We start from the raw sequence: 17,737 nt of genomic DNA, 5'->3' as shown, positions 1-17,737 counted from the left end.
CGTCATAGCGCGGTTTTATTAGATATATAACGTAATTCTGTTAAAAGATTATCACAATCAATTCCGCATATCAAGAAGATTTCATGAAATAATGGTAATCTTTTCTTTGATTCAACAAAATTCTACTATATTGGACTATTATTTCTTACAAATTCTGAGAGAATAACAAAAAAAAGACTCCAAAAGGGAGTCCCGTGCTAGAGGATAATGGCAATCAAGCCGCCTGATCCTTCATTTATAATTCTCTCTAATGTTTCTTTTAATTTATATCTTGCATTCTCTGGCATTAAGGAAAGCTTTGCTTGGATGCCTTCGCGAACAATGGAACTCAAGCTTCGTCCAAAAATATCAGAATTCCAAATGGATAATGGATCATCCTCAAAGTCTTGCATTAAATAGCGTACAAGCTCCTCACTTTGTTTTTCCGTACCGATAATTGGAGCAAACTCTGATTCTACATCAACTTTAATCATATGAATAGATGGTGCTACAGCACGTAATCTTACTCCAAATCTCGCTCCTTGACGGATGATTTCTGGTTCTTCAAGGCTCATATCAGAAAGTGTTGGTGACGCAATGCCATAACCAGTCTGCTTTACCATTTTTAATGCATCCGCAATGTGATCATACTCTGCTTTTGCATGAGCAAAATCCTGCATTAATTCAAGCAGATGATCTTTTCCACGGATTTCAACCCCAACAATTTCTTTTAAAATATCATCATATAATTCGTCCGGAGCGAATAAATCAATTTCCGCAACTCCTGAACCCATTTCAATTCCAGCTAAACCAGCCTTATCAATGAAGTCAAAGTCGCTGAATTGTTGAACTACCCGATCCACATCTCTTAATCTTTTGATATCTTTTACTGTCTCTTTGACAGCCTCTTGATAGCTTTCACGAAGCCAATGGTTTTCACGTAATACCATTACCCAGCTCGGAAGATTTACATTGACTTCAAGTACTGGGAACTCGTAAAGTGCTTCACGAAGGACATTTAGGACATCACTGTCGCGCATACTTTCTACACTCATAGCAATGACTGGGATGTCATATTTTTCAGCTAAACTTGATCTAAGCGTTTCTGTACTTGGATGGTATGGTTGAGCGCTATTAACGACCATAATAAAAGGTTTACCAACTTCTTTAAGTTCGTTAATGACTCTTTCCTCAGCTTCAATATAGTTACTTCTTGGTATTTCTCCAATCGTACCATCTGTTGTTACAACAACTCCGATTGTTGAATGCTCTTGAATGACCTTTCTCGTACCAATTTCTGCTGCCTCATGGAACGGAATAGGCTCTTCATACCAAGGTGTTGTAATCATTCTTGGACCATTCTCATCCTCATACCCTTTGGCTCCTGGTACTGTGTAACCCACACAATCTACGAGCCTAATATTAACATTTAAGCCCTCATCTACATGAACCGTAGCTGCCTGATTAGGCACAAATTTAGGTTCTGTTGTCATAATTGTTTTACCTGCTGCACTTTGTGGCAACTCATCTTGTGCCCTTGATCTCTCCGCTTCACTGTTTATATTCGGTAAAACAACAAGCTCCATAAATTTCTTGATAAAAGTTGATTTTCCTGTACGAACTGCTCCTACTACTCCTAAATAAATATCGCCTCCAGTTCTCTCGGCAATATCTTTAAAAATATCTACCTTTTCCAAGTGATCCCCTCCTGATCATAGAATAAAAGTGGGATAATATCATCCATTTTAGGTATTTTTGGACAGTATATGTTTATGACGTTGTCCTACATTCTTATGACACTTTTCTAAAATTTTTTACCCCCCTTATTAAAAATTCACCTGATGCTCTGATATCTGTATTTCTCTGAACGTATGATGTTATGGAGGGTTTCTAACTATTGTCACGGATACAGAAGCAAACTAACTTCCAAATCACGATAAATTTTTTAGCAAAAAAAACCCTTCTCCTACAATATATTTCTTAGGAAAAGGGTTATGACTAAAAAAAATATTAACAGCTATATCCTTTAGGACTATTTGCGCAACTTGAATGTAGGAAAAACCAATCTACTCTTCTAGGAATATAGGCTCTTTCGTTTTTTTATCAATGGTGTACGGTAGTGAATAGGCTGGAACAAACATAGAATCCTTGACCAAAATAGAACGAATATCTTCACCTGGTTTGACCACTATGTCACTATTCTTTAACTTTTGATATAGATCAGGGCGATAATCTACATAGACCTCCGCACTCCCCGTTATCACCAGGGATAGATTTTGATTGGTATATGGACTCACAACAAACGGAGCCGTCTCATAGCCTAGTTTTTTATAATCAAGTGAAAACACATTTTTTGCAATTTGTGTTTTATAGGGTGGATAGCCCTTCGTTTTAATCCTCAGTTTAAGCTCTCGAATGGTTTCTGTCATCCTTAAGTCGAGTAGCTTAACGGTTGGGTTTGTTTCCACATCAACAAGGACGTATTGAAAAATCCCTCCGTTTTCATAGGCATTTCCAGGGGGATTTGCTATATACTTTGGCGATATTTTCTTAAACTCAATGGGGTATTTTTGATAAATAGGCGTTTCTGCTTCCTTTGTTTTTATCGGCAAAATTCCACTATTATCCCTTTTAAAGTCATCAACGGCCGTTTGTACTGCCTGAACTTGATCTTTATATGGTATTTGATTTTGGGTTAATTCCTCTTTAGGATACATACACCCTGATAAAAGAGCAGCGGTAATAACAAGTATGAGACCTAACATTTTTATTTTCATAAAATCACCTTTAGATTTATGTATTAGGATATTAAGTAAAGAAAACGATAAGCAAAGTCAAGCCGGCGACGAGCATAAATAAATAAGCAAAAAAAGCTGTAATAACTCGTAGAACTCCTTTTAATTTATACCTGCTAAAATATATGGTAATAATTGCAAGAAACATCAAACCCATTCCTGCGATTGAAATCCACATTTTAATCATTGCTGGTGACAACTCTAATTCCCCCTTTTTTCAAAAATTAATTATAACATACCTTGTCCTTATCTAAATAACTTTCGGACAGAAAAAAACTGAAGTAAAGAGGGGCGAATTCTTTACTTCAGCCAATTGGACTAAATAACCCAAACTCCAGCGTCATACTACCAGGTTGCTTCGTTGCATTGTATGCAATCTACATAGAAAGCGTATCATCGTACGCCTATTTTCTTTATAAAAATGCACATTTTTCCACAAGAAAATAAATCATTGAAAGTTATTTACATTTCTTGCCAACTGTTACTAATGAAACGGCTTCAAAAAGACTATATATTTCGTTCATCTAACACATTAACTAAGTCTTCCATCTCATGGGTTTTACCACGGGCCATTAATACATCAACTGCGTCCTTCGCGTTTTTCCCATTAAATAAGACATCATATAGGGCAGCTGTAATAGGCATGTTTACATTGTACTCCTTAGCTAACTGATAAGCAGCCTTTGTTGTTCTAACACCCTCTACAACCATCCCCATGTTATCAAGGACTTCATCCAAGGTTTTGCCTTTACCTAACAAATTTCCAGCTCTCCAGTTTCTCGAATGAACACTGGTACATGTAACAATAAGATCACCAATTCCAGTTAATCCAGAAAACGTTAACGGATTAGCACCCATTTTGGTGCCTAGACGAGCGATTTCCGCCAATCCACGAGTCATTAATGCAGCCTTAGCATTATCTCCATATCCTAGACCATCTGTAATCCCCGCAGCTAATGCAATAATATTCTTTAGTGCACCACCAATTTCAACTCCGATAACATCTGAGTTTGTATATACCCGGAAATTATGATTGATAAAAAGATCCTGGATTTTTTCAGCAGCAGCCATATTTTCAGATGAAACGGTAACGGTTGTGGGGTGTCTAAGACTTACCTCTTCCGCATGACTTGGACCAGAAAGAACAACCACATCCTGCAACAGTTCTTTGGGCATTTCCTCTTTAATCATTTCTGATATACGTAAAAGTGTATCTGGTTCAATTCCTTTACTAACATGCGCAATGGTAATTGGACTTGAAATGACTCCTCTTATTTTCCCTAGAACTTCACGAATTGCTTTGGTGGGAACTGCTAAAATGACAGTGTCAACTCCGTCCAACGCTTCATGTAAGGAGGCATACCCAACTATTAAATCTGGGAGAACAATTTCAGGTAAATATTTATTATTTGTATGACAGTCATTGATTTCCTTTACCTGGACCTCGTTATGGCTCCACAAACGAACTTCATGTGAGTTATCGGCTAAAACCATCGCAAGTGCTGTGCCCCAGCTCCCTGCGCCTACAACAGCTATTGCTGCTTTCTGATCCTGCATATATTACACCCACCTTATCTTTATTTTCTTTCTCTAGCATAAATTTTGATAGGGGTTCCCTCGAAACCAAACGCATCTCTAATCCTGTTCTCTAAGAAACGTTCATAGGAGAAATGCAATAATTCGGGTTCATTGACAAAAACAACAAAAGTAGGAGGCTTTACTGCAACTTGTGTTGCATAATAAATTTTCAAGCGTTTCCCTTTGTCAGTTGGTGCTGGATTCATAGCAATTGCATCCATAATAACATCATTCAACACACTTGTTTCTACACGCATCGAGTGGTTCTCACTCGCTGTGTTAATCATCGGAAGGAGGGTATGAATTCGCTTCTTCGTCTTTGCAGATAAGAATACAATTGGAGCATAACTAAGAAATAAGAAATGTTCTCTTATCTTTTGTTCTAGTTCCTTCATCGTTTTCTCATCTTTTTCTACCGCATCCCATTTATTAACCACAATAACAATAGCTCGTCCTGCCTCGTGTGCGTAACCTGCAATTTTCTTGTCCTGTTCAATAATACCTTCTTCAGCATTAATAACAACCAAGACTACGTCGGAACGTTCAATCGCCCTTAGCGCACGAAGCACACTATACTTCTCCGTAGTTTCATACACTTTTCCTTTTTTCCTGATTCCTGCTGTATCTATTATGACATATTTTCCTCCATCATACGTATACGGTGAATCGACAGCATCACGCGTTGTCCCAGCAATATTGCTAACAATAACACGTTCTTCACCTAATATCGCGTTAACAAGTGAAGACTTCCCAACATTCGGACGCCCAATTAGAGAAAACTTTATGACATCATCATCATAATCTGCTTGCTTATTTTTCGGAAAGTGTTTTGCTGCTTCGTCCAGTAAATCTCCTAGTCCTAGACCATGTGAGCCAGAAACTGGAATTGGTTCACCAAATCCAAGTGCATAAAAATCATAGATTTGCTCACGCATCTCAGGATTATCGATTTTATTTACAGCTAATACAATTGGCTTTTTAGACTTATATAAAATTTTTGCTACCTCTTCATCCGCAGCTGTTACTCCTTCTCGACCATTAGTTAAGAAGATAATAACATCCGCCTCATCGATTGCCACTTCTGCCTGCTGACGAATTTGCTCTAAAAACGGTTCATCACCAATATCAATTCCACCCGTATCAATTACATTAAAGTCATGTGTTAACCACTCACCAGAACTATAAATACGATCTCTTGTAACTCCAGGAATATCCTCTACGATAGAAACACGTTCACCAACGATTCGATTAAAAATAGTAGATTTACCAACGTTTGGCCGTCCTACAATGGCAATAACAGGTTTAACCATTTTGATCGCCATCCTTTCTTTTTCTTATATTAAAAATATATTTTATTATGTTAGCAACATTTATAGAGTTCTTATTAAGTAAAGAAACCCTTCTGTTATGTAGAAGGGCCTAACTTTATTATTTTAACAAATGTTAATCCTTTCCTCAATGGAAAGCTTGCCATGAATCTAATTCATGACGATTTTTGTTTCCCTTTTTCAAGAAAGTGAAGATGATTTTGTAAAAAAACACCAGCATTTTCAAAAATACTCCAGCCAACCAGTAATGCAGAAATTAATGCACATACGTCTAAGTATGCAAAAGCACCAATCGTATATGGAAACTGATATTTACTTAGGATATAGGCGTATAAAAATTCCCCCTGCATTGTGCCAGCTAAAATAATGAGTAATCGTCCTCTTAGTGTTCTTTGCAATAGAATGGCTAAATAACCAAAGCATATTCCCATCATCCACTCTTTTTTAAATATAATCCAAATAGGATCAAAAATCTCAAACAAATGAAAGGTCACATACGCCATTGAGACAATAAAGGAACAGATAAAATAATAGAAAATAGCTCCTATTTTTTCCTGACTGATCAACGCATAAGATAAAATCAATAAATAAAATCCGCTAGCATAAAATTCAACTTCAGCAAAAGTAAAATGAAAATTTGAAGATATTATTAAGAGTAGAACGAATACCGAAAGCTTCAAACGATATGGATGATGTTTATCTAAAATAAATGTTAAGTACACCCAAAATGACCAACAAATCCAATAAAACATTGCTCCTTCCATTTCCACACACCTCCTATTATTTTCATTATTGGTAATCTTTATGTACTTTCATACTTCCTCGAATAATATTTCCAATGTGTATCATCTTATTAAGAGGAGGTGTGAATCATGGGAAAAGACCGCCAAGAAAAAAAACTAAGAGAAAGTGGAAGAGTTGAATCTGATCGTGACCAGGCATTACACTATCCAGGCGCAACAAAGCTATCCACTCCGGAAGAAGCAAGGGGACTAAACGACGGGAAAAGATAGACAGAAAAAGTAAAAGCTCTCGCAGATGCGAGAGCTTTATTATATCGAACGCTGGCTAAAGCGTTTCGTTTCTATTCCCCTCTGGCTAAGCCAATGGAAGGTTTCACCTGTAATCATGAGAGGTGCTCTTTGTAAGTCTGAAATAGAATTAGCTCCTAAAGCAGTCATAATCAATTTTAACTCGTAATGAAGGGATTCCACTTCGTTATACAAGGATTCCATTCCATTTTCTACAAGAATGCGTAAAAAATGTCCGGCAAATCCGATTGCGTTCGCACCGATGGCTAACCCCTTTGCTAAATCACTAGCTGATAAAAACCCACCAGAGCCTATAATTGATGCTTGATGTACAGTAGAGGCTTCTATGATTGATACCGGTGTTGGAATACCCCATTGGTGGAAAAACGGCAGGGCTTTTTCTCTACGTTTATTTTCTATCTCCGCAAAATTCGTTCCCCCGGCACCTCCCACATCCACTGCAGCTACCCCTACAGAAATAAGGGATTGGACCGTTTCTTTAGCCATACCAAAACCAACCTCTTTAACAATTACAGGTACATCAACATGTTCGACAATGGTTTCAATTCTTTTTAAGGCACCTGAAAAATCTCGGTCTCCCTCAGGCATGGTTAATTCTTGAATAACATTTAAATGTATTTGTAATGCATTTGCTTCAATCATATCAATTGCCGCTTTAGCATTTTCAACTGTTGCTTCACTGCCGAGATTAGCTATAAGAATCCCCTTTGGATTCTCTTTTCGGACGATTTCATAAGTAAACCGCTCACTTTTATCTTTCAGTGCAGACATTTGTGAACCAACTGCCATAGCTAATCCCATCTGGCTAGCTATCATCGCCAATTCTTGGTTAATTCGATACGTTTTTTCACCGCCGCCGCCAGTCATCGCATTGATAAAAATTGGCGAACTTAAAGAAAGTTCGCCAATTTTGTGGTCTAATCGTACATCGGACACACTGATATCTGGTAAGCTTTGATGAATAAATTTAATATCATCAAAAAAAGGTAAGCTGTTTTGCCTTTTTTGAAGGGCAAAGCGAATGTGATCCCATTTTCGTTCCGATCTAGACACTTAATATCACCATTATTTTCCTAGATTCTTTAATTTATCGCCAATCATTTCACCTAATTGGAAGCCTTTTGACTCTTCTGGAAGCTCATAATCAAAGTTTTCTTCAAACTCTTTCTCGAGCAGTTCTTTAATACTAAGTGATAATCTTTGATCCTGTTCATTTGCATCAAGCACTTTTACTTTTACTTCTTGCCCTTCTTTTAGTACCTCGTGTGGTGTACCAATATGCTTATGTGCAATTTGAGAAATGTGAACAAGTCCTTCTACACCAGGGAACACCTCTACAAAAGCACCATAAGATACTAATCTTTTTACTACACCATCTAAAATACTTCCTTTTGGTGCTTTTTCGGAAATGTTTGACCATGGTCCAGGTAAAGTCTCTTTTATTGATAAGGAAATTCTTTCATTATCTCTATCAATACTTAACACTTTCACTTGAACTTTTTGCCCCTCATGGACAACGTCTGTAGGTTTATCAACATGTTCGTAAGATAATTGGGAGATATGAACAAGACCATCAATACCACCAATATCGACGAAAGCACCGAAATCAGTAATCCTTTGAACCGTACCTTCGATTACTTGGCCAACTTGCAATGCTCCAATACGATCTTGCTTTTGTTTTCCTTTTTCTTCTTCTACAACAGCTCGGTGTGAGAGGATTAAACGATTTTTTTCCTTATCGAGTTCAACAATTTTAAAAGTAAGTGTACGTCCTTTATAATCGCTGAAATCCTCTACAAAGTGTGCTTCCACTAGTGAGGCAGGTACAAAACCACGGACGCCTAGGTCAACTACAAGGCCACCCTTTACAACATCCTTCACTTCAGTTTCAAATACTTCGCCACTTTGGAATTGTTTTTCTAAGTTTTCCCATGCCTTTTCAGCATCTACTTTTCTTTTTGAAAGGATTAGTGCTTCTTCTTCAACCTTTAAGACTTCTAATTCTAAATCTTGACCTTCTGACACAGCATCAGTTGCTTTTTCAATATGCAGACTTGAAAGCTCACTAATTGGAATAATCCCATCAAGTTTACTGCCTTGAATAGCCACTAACACTTGCTTTTCCTCGACTTTAGTAACTTGTCCTGTTACTTTGTCACCCACTTCAAAGCTCTTCACTTCTACTTGATTTAGTTCTTCAGTCATTATGTATTCCTCCTTAATCCTTTTACTGAAAAAGTCTATATATGATCTGGTGAATACCACGCAGTAAACACCACATATAAAACATACTTAAAAGAAAAGCTCTGTTCAATTTGCCTGTTGATTTCCGCTCCAGGCACGAGCGGTTCGTGGGTGTTTCGGCGAGCCTCCTCGGCGCTTTCGCCTGCGGGGTCTCCCCTGAACCATACTCCCACAGGAGTCTTCGTGCCTTCCGCTCCAATTAACAGGGTGTAAAAATCAACACTATTCTTTAACACAGTCAAAAGAAAAGAATTTTCAAAAAAAATCCCTTTTTAATAACTTCTTACAAATAGACTATTTTGTCAAGCAGAAGCTATTGATGCGCATTTTTTAGTTTTTGAATTTCTGACATAATTAATTCAGTGACTTCATCTGCTGAAGCTTTTGCCGCTCTCATTTCACTCATATCAATTGGTTTCCCATATACCACCTTCAGTTTACTGAAACTTTTATATGGGCCAATTACTGCACATGGTAACACAAAAGCTTCAGACCTTAAAGCGAAAAAACCTGCTCCTGAAAGTCCTTTTCCTAATTCTCCTGTCTTACTTCTTGTTCCCTCAGGAAAAAGACCGAAGACATTCCCTTCCTTTAAGACCTTTAACCCTGACCTTAATGCCTCACGATCCCCAAAACCTCTTTTTACAGGGAAGGCATTACATTTTCTTACAACGTCCCCTAATACAGGAACACGAAAAATCTCTTCTTTCGCCATATAGTGAACAGGACGTGGTGCCATAATGCCTACGACTATAGGGTCAAAATTATGAATATGGTTAGAGCAAAGTAGAACTCCGCCTTCTTTAGGAAAGTTCTCTACCCCAATAGCTTCAATTCTGTACCAAGGTTTAAAAACCCCAGAAACTACCGACTTTGCAAAATCATAAAACGTCACACTTATCCAATCCTTTCGAGCACCAGAGCCATTATTTTTTCAACCACATCTGGAATGGTCAAAGAAGTTGTATCCATTTCAATTGCATCATCCGCTTTTTTCAAAGGTGCTACTTCTCTCTCTGAATCAATCTTATCTCTTCGTGCAATTTCTACCTTCAATTGTTCTAAGTCTGATGGGTATCCCTTTTGCATGTTTTCATTATGACGACGGACTGCTCTTTCCTCTACACTTGCAAGGAGGAATACTTTCACTTCAGCATTGGGTAGTACGTGAGTACCAATATCCCGTCCATCCATTACTACTCCACCACCGACAGCAAATGCTTGCTGCCTTCTAACCATTTCTTTGCGAACTTGCTCATGCTTTGCAACATAAGATACAGAGTTAGTTACTTCTGCAGACCGAATTTCGTCTGTTACATCCTTATTGTCTAAATACACTATTTGCCCTTTTTCTGAGGGCTGTAAATCAATTGTAGTTGATAAAAGCGTGTCCAATAAAGAAGCCTCATCTTCTAAATTAACATGGTTCACAATAGCTTTATATGTTAATGAGCGGTACATTGCCCCAGTATCAATATAAATGTAAGATAGTTTTTCGGCTACAATTTTTGCTACGGTACTTTTTCCGGCTGCAGCAGGGCCGTCAATTGCAATAGATAGTTTCTTTTCCATAAATCCTCCTATATGGCCATCATGATCGTCTTATTTCTCTTCTATTTATTTTACCACAAGATGAAGAAATGCCTCTTTTTTTTAACATTTTAAAAATGAATTATTTAATATAGAATCTTATATAAATAAAAGGCTTTGTTAAACTTGTCTGTTGATTTCCGCTCCAGGCACTTCGCTTTCCGTGGGTGTTTCGGCGAGCCTCCTCGGCGCATGCCCCTGCGGGGTCTCCCCTGAACCATACTCCCACAGGACATTGAATTAGCTTCATTGAATCTACACCGCACGAAGGAAATGCGATAGCATTTTCGAGGATCTTCGTGCCTTCCGCTCCAATCAACAGGGTAAAAAAATCAAAAATGTTCTTTAACACAACCAAATAAAAAAAGCAGGGTGGCCTGCTTTCTTACTTTCCTTGGAAGGTTTGGAGGATCTCTGTGAATGTATTTTCATTTACACCTTCATATTTAGTTAATTGCTTAATTTGAGGAAATACATCCATTTGATGAAAGATTAGTTGTGATAAAAACAGAAAAATAAACTGAATGATAACCACTTTCATTAATATTTGCTCAACTTTTTTCATACCTACCACTCCAGAATCCATATAGTGATAGTATGGGAGTGATTGTTTCATTTTATTCCTAAATTGAAAAGGAGGAAAAGCAAAGCTTTTCCTCATAGTACGTCTTCGTAAATAGCCTCTGCGTTATTAAGCTTTTCGACTTCTTCTTCCATCCCACTTACTGCATTGATAAATATCCGATACGTATCGTTTCCGATTGTCCCCAGGAACTCGTAGCACAACACTTCTTTATTCAGGTCATTAACAATGATTGCTTGCCTGTCCTCCATGACCTTAAAGTTAGGATTGACCTTACTCCGCGCCTGCTCTACAGTAATTGATGGTTTCCCTATTTCCCTAGTTTGGAAGGACTTTAAATATTCATCTGCGGATACGCCAATAATATCACCATTATCTAAAGCAACTTTTACCTTTACTGCCTCAGGATAAATCCTCACTCCATTAACATTCGTAACAAAGTTAAATACGCCGATATTATCATATTGAGTACTTTCAAACACTTCCAAATCTTTAAAACCTGTTTCCTTTAAAAAGGCTGCAGCTTTGTTATCAGCCTCATTTAGACTTATGATCTGTTTTTTTATATCTCGATTATTAATAAACCAAATTGGGTGTCCAGCCTTTTTCGTTATATCCATACTCGCTTCTTGGCCTGTTTGTTTATTTTTAATAGAAACACTGTAAAAACCGTAATTTGAACCCTTACCGTTTTCCGTTACTTTGACCTTTGCATTTCCATCGAAATTCATATATTTTTTCGCAATTTTAACTGCCTCGTCACGTGAAATAGTTTTTCCTTTAATCTTCTTAAAGTTTTCATCCTTTAATTGCATATTAGCAAAAGAAGGACCTAGGTCAGATTCATCATAGCCTGAAACAGTTTTTTCAACTGCTTTAAAGCCATCAATAATCGTATTATCGGTCTGTTCTTTACCAGAAGCAAGTGCCAACTCAACATCCATCCAACGAAGATTGTTTTTTAAAACCATATGCTGAACATTTCTTAGCTCATTCTGAATATCACCTGATTGCTTATATAATTTTTGTAAGGATGCATATTCACTTTTTGATAACGGTTCTTTATCTAAATCTCTGACAGCTGTCCGATAACTAAAGTCACCAATTTTCGCCAAGAACTCCTCTGTTTTATTAAACGGGAGTAAGGTTAATGGAAGTTGCCCAACATCACTATGTGCTTGTGAAGTAATCCGCCATACATCGGCTAATGATGGGGAAAGTGATTTTCTAGAGTTCATTGCCAAAGTCGTTCCGATTTTATCATGCAATAAATCAACTTGATAGGTAAGGTCATGGAATGCTCGTTGATAGCTATTTTCCGCATTTAAAAGAATAGCATTTTTCTCCTGGTGCTCTTGATACCCCCAATATGCTGTTCCTGCAACGCCTACGACGAGTATTCCTATTAATATTCCTCTAATCAATTCTATTCACCTCTCTACTTACAAAAAATATGTTTCCCGATTCGTTTAATTTGAGGTCTACCCCAAATCCAACCACTAGTGGCCGTGTCTGGGTTAAAATAATACAATGCTTCACCTGTTGGATCCCAGCCATTTATCGCATCCATAACCGCTTTCTTTGAACTCTCATTTGGGGTTAACCAAATTTGCCCATCAGCCACCGCAGTGAATGCTCCTGGCTCAAATATCACTCCAGAAACAGTGTTAGGAAATGTTGAACTATTAACCCTGTTTAGGATAACAGCCGCTACTGCCACTTGACCAATATATGGTTCTCCACGTGATTCCCCATGAACAGCATTGGCTATTAAACGGATATCATTTTGTGAAAACCCATTTGGCGTGTTTGCTGCGGTTGGTTTTTTAGAAGCCGCTGCTTTTGGTGCTGTTGCCTTAGGTGCAGGAGACTTGGTTGTTCCATTATTTGCAGGCGCCTTTTTGGCTGGCGCTTTTGGACTAGGTGCTGTTTGCTTACTTTGATTAACCCCGCCATAATGGGTAAACTTTTTACCTGTGTTGATTTGTTTCTTCACAAACTGTTCATTATATTTACTAGCTTTGGCAAGTTTAGCCTTTGTTCCTGTCCCTGCCAATCCATCAATTGGTAATCCAAATTCATATTGAAAGTTTCTTAAAGCCCAATATGTACTCCATCCAAATACTCCATCGATTTTCCCATTATAGTAGCCAATATACTGAAGCCTGGACTGCAACTCAATGACATCATCTCCTACTGCTCCTTTTTGAATGACTTGGCCGGAAAAAGCATGGGCCTCATGATTTACCATAAAAGAAAATGGCATAGTAAAGAAAAAGATAACTAAGAAGCATTTGATTAGGATTTTTTTCTTTAACATGGAATAATAACCCCCATAATGAATCTTTTTAACAGTAACCCTATTTTTTGTTATCTCGGTGTTTTTATTCCATTTTAAACAAATAATTAAAAAAACCCCTCAAGAGTGAAGGGTTTTCTGAACTGAATACTGTTTTTTCATATGAGTCGCACTCAATACCTTTGCTTTTTTTACTTTCCTTAAGCCAAACCACCATAGGAAAATCATGAACGGAAAAATAATAAACAACCAATGTTCTTGTGAAATTAATATAAAATCATATGATCCGTGGAGAAGAAATGGCAATAGTAACGAGAGAATCACCCATTTTACTTTCATCCCCTCAGTAAACTTGGCTTTTCCAATATAAAATCCCATAATAACCCCAAAAAGGGCATGACTTGAAACTGGTAAAAGTGCACGAGTGACTGCATGTTCAATTCCGTTAGCCAAAAGATAAAAAATATTTTCAACTGTTGCAAATCCAAGTGAAACAGCTACTCCATATACAATTCCATCAAAAGGTTCATCAAACTCAACGTGCTGGTAAACAGCATAAAAAAGAATAAACCATTTGAAAAATTCCTCGAGAAGACTGGAGCTAAGAAACGCATTAATCAAATCAGACTTTAATAAATGTTCCGTTTCAAGCACATGTTGAACAAACATAATTGGAAACACAAGTAGTGCTCCATATAGAAATGTCCGAAGAACAAAGGAAATCGGCTCTGAGTCGTATTCATCTTTTAAATAAAAATAACTTAGTAAGGCCAGTCCGGGGGCAATCCCGGCTGATAATATTCCAAGCATGATGAACCTCTTTTCAAATCCGTTTTCTTTATCGTATCATGGAACCTTTATAAAGAAAATGATAGTTTGATTTTTCAAAAATGAATATCCTTCAATCCACTAGCCATGGCGACTGCCAATTTAATCCTTGCCTTTTTAGAGTCATTGTCACTGCCAAGAATTATCCCTTTTTTATAAAGGTCATAGGCACTTCCTTCGTAATCATAGGTCGTATAAACTGCTCCTTCTTCCGCACTAGTTGTGACCACTAATTTTATTCCTGCTGCTATCGACTTTTCAATTTCTTCCATCATTAACGGGGCTACCTGACCTCGTCCAACTCCTTCAAGTACAATACCCGCAACACCCGCTTCTCGAGCAGCCTTAACAAATTTCCCATCAGCACCAATGTAGCATTTAATAATTTCAACCTGCGGAATAGATGATTGGATGTTAAAATATTCTCTTTTAATTGGTTTTTGAAAAACCTGTACTTTATCATTATCAATAATTCCGAGATATCCAAAACCAAAAGCATTAAACCCTTGTATATTTGATGCATGTTCCTTTTTCACATATCTAGCAGCAAAGATTCGTTCATTAAAAACAACAACTGTTCCCACGTCAGTCAAATCACTAGAACATGCAGAATAAATAGCATGCCGCATATTTATATATACATCGCTACCTTGATCTTCGGGAGAACGTTGTGAGCCAGTAACAACAATAGGTCTGGAATCATTAATAGTTAAATCAAGAAAATAAGCAGTTTCCTCCATTGTATCCGTACCGTGTGTTACGACCACTCCTGAAACAGCTTCATCTTTAAAATATTCTTCGATTTTATTCTTTAGGACTATTAAATCATCAAATGTAATATGAATACTTGCTTTTTGAAAAACAGATTCGACTATCACTTCAATATCATTCGGTAAATTACACATAGATGCCAGTTCTTCCCCTGTTATAGCACCTGAAGCTAATTTACCTGAATCCTTATTCGGTTTACTAGCAATTGTCCCACCAGTTGTTAATAATACCACCTTATTCATCTGCACTCACCCTTTGCCTTCTTTTTCTACTATTGATTGTGCAATTTGCCCACCATGAAATCTACCATTTTCAATAAAGATTTCATTTGCATTATTTCCTGCGGCAATGACACCTGCAATATAAATTCCCTCTATGTTTGTCTCCATTGTGTCCGGGTTAAAAAGCGGCCTTCCTGTTTCCTCATCAATTTGAATGCCCATTGTTTTCAAAAACTGATGATCTGGATGGTACCCTGTCATAGCAAAAACAAAATCATTTCGAATCTTGTGTAGTTTACCATCCTTTTCATAAACAAGATGGTCCCCTGTAATTTCCTTTACATGAGCCTGAAATTCCATAACAATTGTACCGTTTTTAACTAATGAATCAAATTCTGGGAGAATCCATGGTTTAATACTTGGAGAGTAGTCCTCCCCTCGATAAAGGACGGTCACCCTTGCACCTGCCTTAACAAGTTCTATAGCAGCATCCACACTAGAGTTTTTTCCTCCGATAACACAAACATCTTGGTCAAAGTAGGGATGAGCTTCCTTAAAATAGTGAAAAACCTTTGGCAGGTCTTCCCCCGGTACTTTCATATAATTCGGATGGTCATAGTAACCAGTTGCTACAACAACATACCTAGCACTATATGTCCTCACATTTGTTTCAACTAGAAATACTTCTCCGCTGCTGGATACTTTAGTAACCGTCTCGAATGAATGAATACGTAATTGTTTTCGTTTGGCGACTTCTCTATAGTAAACTAGCGCTTGATTCCTTTTGGGTTTGTAGCTATCTGTTATGAAAGGCACTTCACCAATCTCTAATTTTTCACTTGTACTAAAAAAGGTTTGATGTGTCGGGTAATGATATATAGAATTAACCAGATTTCCCTTTTCAATAATCAAAGGCTTTTTCCCAATTTGTTGTAATGAAATTGCTGCAGCTAATCCACAGGGACCCCCACCTATTATAATTACATCTTCAATTTCCAACTTGGTACATCTCCTTAAAATTTCAAATATATGAAGTAGATTGTAATTTCACATAAAAAATCTCCTACCGTATAATGATAGGAGATTTTTTAAAGTGTTTCAAGAACAAAAGGTTTCTATTTAAATCCAGCCTCTAAAGCGACTTGCTTCCGCCATTTTTCTAACCCCAACCATATAGGCTGCAAGACGCATATCTATGCGACGCGTTTGAGCTGTATCATAAATACTTTTAAATGATTTAACCATTACTTTTTCAAGTTTTTCCTCTACTTCTTCCTCAGACCAGTAGTAACCTTGGTTATTTTGAACCCATTCAAAATAAGATACTGTTACACCGCCCGCAGAAGCAAGGACATCTGGAACAAGTAGAATTCCACGTTCTGTTAGGATTTCGGTTGCCTCTAAAGTGGTTGGACCGTTAGCCGCCTCCACTACTATGCTTGCACGAATGTTACGGGCATTTTCTGCAGTAATTTGATTTTCAATTGCAGCAGGTACAAGAATATCACATTCAAGCTCTAACAATTCTTTATTGGTGATGGTATTGTTAAATAATTTTGTAACCGTACCAAAACTATCGCGTCTATCTAATAGATAATCTATATCCAAACCATTCGGATCATACAAGGCACCATATGCATCAGAAATTCCCACTACGATAGCTCCTGCATCGTGCATGAATTTTGATAAATAACTTCCTGCGTTTCCGAACCCTTGAACAACAACCTTGGCACCTTCAATTTGAATGCCTTTCTTTTTAGCCGCTTCACGTATACAAATGGTTACACCTTTCGCAGTTGCAGATTCACGTCCATGTGATCCACCTAGGACAAGGGGTTTACCAGTGATAAATCCTGGAGAATTAAATTCATCTATCCGGCTATATTCATCCATCATCCACGCCATGATTTGCGAGTTAGTAAATACGTCTGGCGCTGGAATATCTTTCGTTGGCCCAACTATTTGGCTGATTGCTCGTACATATCCTCGGCTTAGTCTCTCAAGCTCTCTAAAGGACATATCACGTGGATCACAAACGATACCACCTTTACCACCACCGTATGGAAGGTCAACTATACCACACTTCAAGCTCATCCAAATGGAAAGGGCTTTCACTTCTGTTTCAGTTACACCTGGATGGAAACGGATTCCACCCTTTGTTGGACCAACCGCATCGTTATGTTGTGCACGGTAGCCAGTAAATATTTTAATAGAACCGTCATCCATTCTTACTGGAATTTTCACTGTCATCATACGCAACGGTTCTTTCAAGAGCTCATATACTTCTTCTGGATAACCTAATTTTTCAAGGGCCTTATGTATAACCGTCTGCGTTGATTTCAACACATCATGATTTCCCTCTTGATTAGTCTTTTCATTAGCTTTTTCGGCTCCCATTTGTAATCCTCCTAAGAAATTGCTTTTACGAATGTTGTCCGCTTTCAGAGACAAGTATACACGTTTAATTGA

At 37.6% G+C, this 17,737-nt stretch carries 18 protein-coding genes; 1 reads left to right on the top strand and 17 read right to left on the bottom strand.

Annotated elements, in window-relative coordinates:
- Positions 1-197: 197 nt before the first annotated feature.
- From spoIVA to RCG25_RS09140, 6 genes are all read right to left on the bottom strand, one after another.
- Complete coding sequence (gene spoIVA, locus RCG25_RS09165) at positions 198-1,676, bottom strand: stage IV sporulation protein A (RefSeq protein ID WP_308083371.1); 1,479 nt, start codon at positions 1,674-1,676, stop codon at positions 198-200.
- Between the two features lie 369 nt (positions 1,677-2,045).
- Positions 2,046-2,756 (bottom strand): hypothetical protein, encoded by a 711-nt coding sequence (locus tag RCG25_RS09160; RefSeq protein WP_308083370.1) that lies wholly within the window; start codon positions 2,754-2,756, stop codon positions 2,046-2,048.
- A gap of 31 nt (positions 2,757-2,787) precedes the next feature.
- Entirely contained in the window at positions 2,788-2,973 is a 186-nt protein-coding gene (locus tag RCG25_RS09155) for a DUF2768 domain-containing protein (protein WP_308083369.1), read from the bottom strand.
- A 308-nt stretch (positions 2,974-3,281) separates the two neighbouring features.
- The gene (locus tag RCG25_RS09150; RefSeq protein ID WP_308083368.1) at positions 3,282-4,331 is read right to left on the bottom strand and encodes an NAD(P)H-dependent glycerol-3-phosphate dehydrogenase; all 1,050 of its coding nucleotides are present in this window, start codon (positions 4,329-4,331) and stop codon (positions 3,282-3,284) included.
- A gap of 20 nt (positions 4,332-4,351) precedes the next feature.
- Complete coding sequence (der, locus tag RCG25_RS09145) at positions 4,352-5,662, bottom strand: ribosome biogenesis GTPase Der (protein WP_308083367.1); 1,311 nt, start codon at positions 5,660-5,662, stop codon at positions 4,352-4,354.
- Positions 5,663-5,835: 173 nt separating this feature from the next.
- On the bottom strand, positions 5,836-6,444 hold the full coding sequence (locus RCG25_RS09140; protein ID WP_308083366.1) for a YphA family membrane protein: 609 nt from the start codon (positions 6,442-6,444) through the stop codon (positions 5,836-5,838).
- Between the two features lie 108 nt (positions 6,445-6,552).
- On the opposite strand from RCG25_RS09140, the gene RCG25_RS09135 reads away from it, so the two are divergent.
- Positions 6,553-6,693 carry a YpzI family protein gene (locus tag RCG25_RS09135; RefSeq protein WP_308083365.1) on the top strand — a complete coding sequence of 47 codons (141 nt, stop codon included), beginning with the start codon at positions 6,553-6,555 and terminating at the stop codon, positions 6,691-6,693.
- Positions 6,694-6,732: 39 nt separating this feature from the next.
- Here the strand turns inward: RCG25_RS09135 and fni are convergent, their stop codons facing one another.
- From fni to RCG25_RS09080, 11 genes are all read right to left on the bottom strand, one after another.
- Positions 6,733-7,785, bottom strand: a complete 1,053-nt coding sequence (gene fni, locus RCG25_RS09130; protein ID WP_308083364.1) for a type 2 isopentenyl-diphosphate Delta-isomerase — start codon at positions 7,783-7,785, stop codon at positions 6,733-6,735.
- A gap of 12 nt (positions 7,786-7,797) precedes the next feature.
- Positions 7,798-8,937, bottom strand: coding sequence for a 30S ribosomal protein S1 (gene rpsA, locus RCG25_RS09125; RefSeq protein WP_308083363.1), 1,140 nt, complete (start codon positions 8,935-8,937; stop codon positions 7,798-7,800).
- A 352-nt stretch (positions 8,938-9,289) separates the two neighbouring features.
- The gene (locus RCG25_RS09120; protein WP_308083362.1) at positions 9,290-9,871 is read right to left on the bottom strand and encodes a lysophospholipid acyltransferase family protein; all 582 of its coding nucleotides are present in this window, start codon (positions 9,869-9,871) and stop codon (positions 9,290-9,292) included.
- Between the two features lie 2 nt (positions 9,872-9,873).
- On the bottom strand, positions 9,874-10,548 hold the full coding sequence (cmk, locus tag RCG25_RS09115) for a (d)CMP kinase (RefSeq protein WP_308083361.1): 675 nt from the start codon (positions 10,546-10,548) through the stop codon (positions 9,874-9,876).
- A 403-nt stretch (positions 10,549-10,951) separates the two neighbouring features.
- Positions 10,952-11,131 (bottom strand): YpfB family protein, encoded by a 180-nt coding sequence (locus tag RCG25_RS09110; protein ID WP_308083360.1) that lies wholly within the window; start codon positions 11,129-11,131, stop codon positions 10,952-10,954.
- Positions 11,132-11,223: 92 nt separating this feature from the next.
- Entirely contained in the window at positions 11,224-12,573 is a 1,350-nt protein-coding gene (gene ypeB, locus RCG25_RS09105; RefSeq protein ID WP_308083359.1) for a germination protein YpeB, read from the bottom strand.
- A 14-nt stretch (positions 12,574-12,587) separates the two neighbouring features.
- The gene (sleB, locus tag RCG25_RS09100) at positions 12,588-13,469 is read right to left on the bottom strand and encodes a spore cortex-lytic enzyme (protein ID WP_374121040.1); all 882 of its coding nucleotides are present in this window, start codon (positions 13,467-13,469) and stop codon (positions 12,588-12,590) included.
- Positions 13,470-13,568: 99 nt separating this feature from the next.
- Positions 13,569-14,258 (bottom strand): glutamic-type intramembrane protease PrsW, encoded by a 690-nt coding sequence (gene prsW, locus RCG25_RS09095; RefSeq protein WP_308083358.1) that lies wholly within the window; start codon positions 14,256-14,258, stop codon positions 13,569-13,571.
- A 74-nt stretch (positions 14,259-14,332) separates the two neighbouring features.
- Positions 14,333-15,289, bottom strand: a complete 957-nt coding sequence (locus tag RCG25_RS09090) for an asparaginase (RefSeq protein WP_308083357.1) — start codon at positions 15,287-15,289, stop codon at positions 14,333-14,335.
- Between the two features lie 6 nt (positions 15,290-15,295).
- Entirely contained in the window at positions 15,296-16,267 is a 972-nt protein-coding gene (locus RCG25_RS09085; RefSeq protein ID WP_308083356.1) for a YpdA family putative bacillithiol disulfide reductase, read from the bottom strand.
- Positions 16,268-16,387: 120 nt separating this feature from the next.
- Positions 16,388-17,665 carry a Glu/Leu/Phe/Val family dehydrogenase gene (locus RCG25_RS09080; RefSeq protein ID WP_308083355.1) on the bottom strand — a complete coding sequence of 426 codons (1,278 nt, stop codon included), beginning with the start codon at positions 17,663-17,665 and terminating at the stop codon, positions 16,388-16,390.
- Positions 17,666-17,737: the final 72 nt, after the last annotated feature.

The sequence above is a fragment of the Neobacillus sp. PS2-9 genome, assembly GCF_030915525.1.
GTDB lineage: Bacteria > Bacillota > Bacilli > Bacillales > Cytobacillaceae > Neobacillus.
The sequence above is the reverse complement of the archived record's forward strand: the minus strand, read 5'-3'. Positions and strand labels throughout refer to the sequence as shown.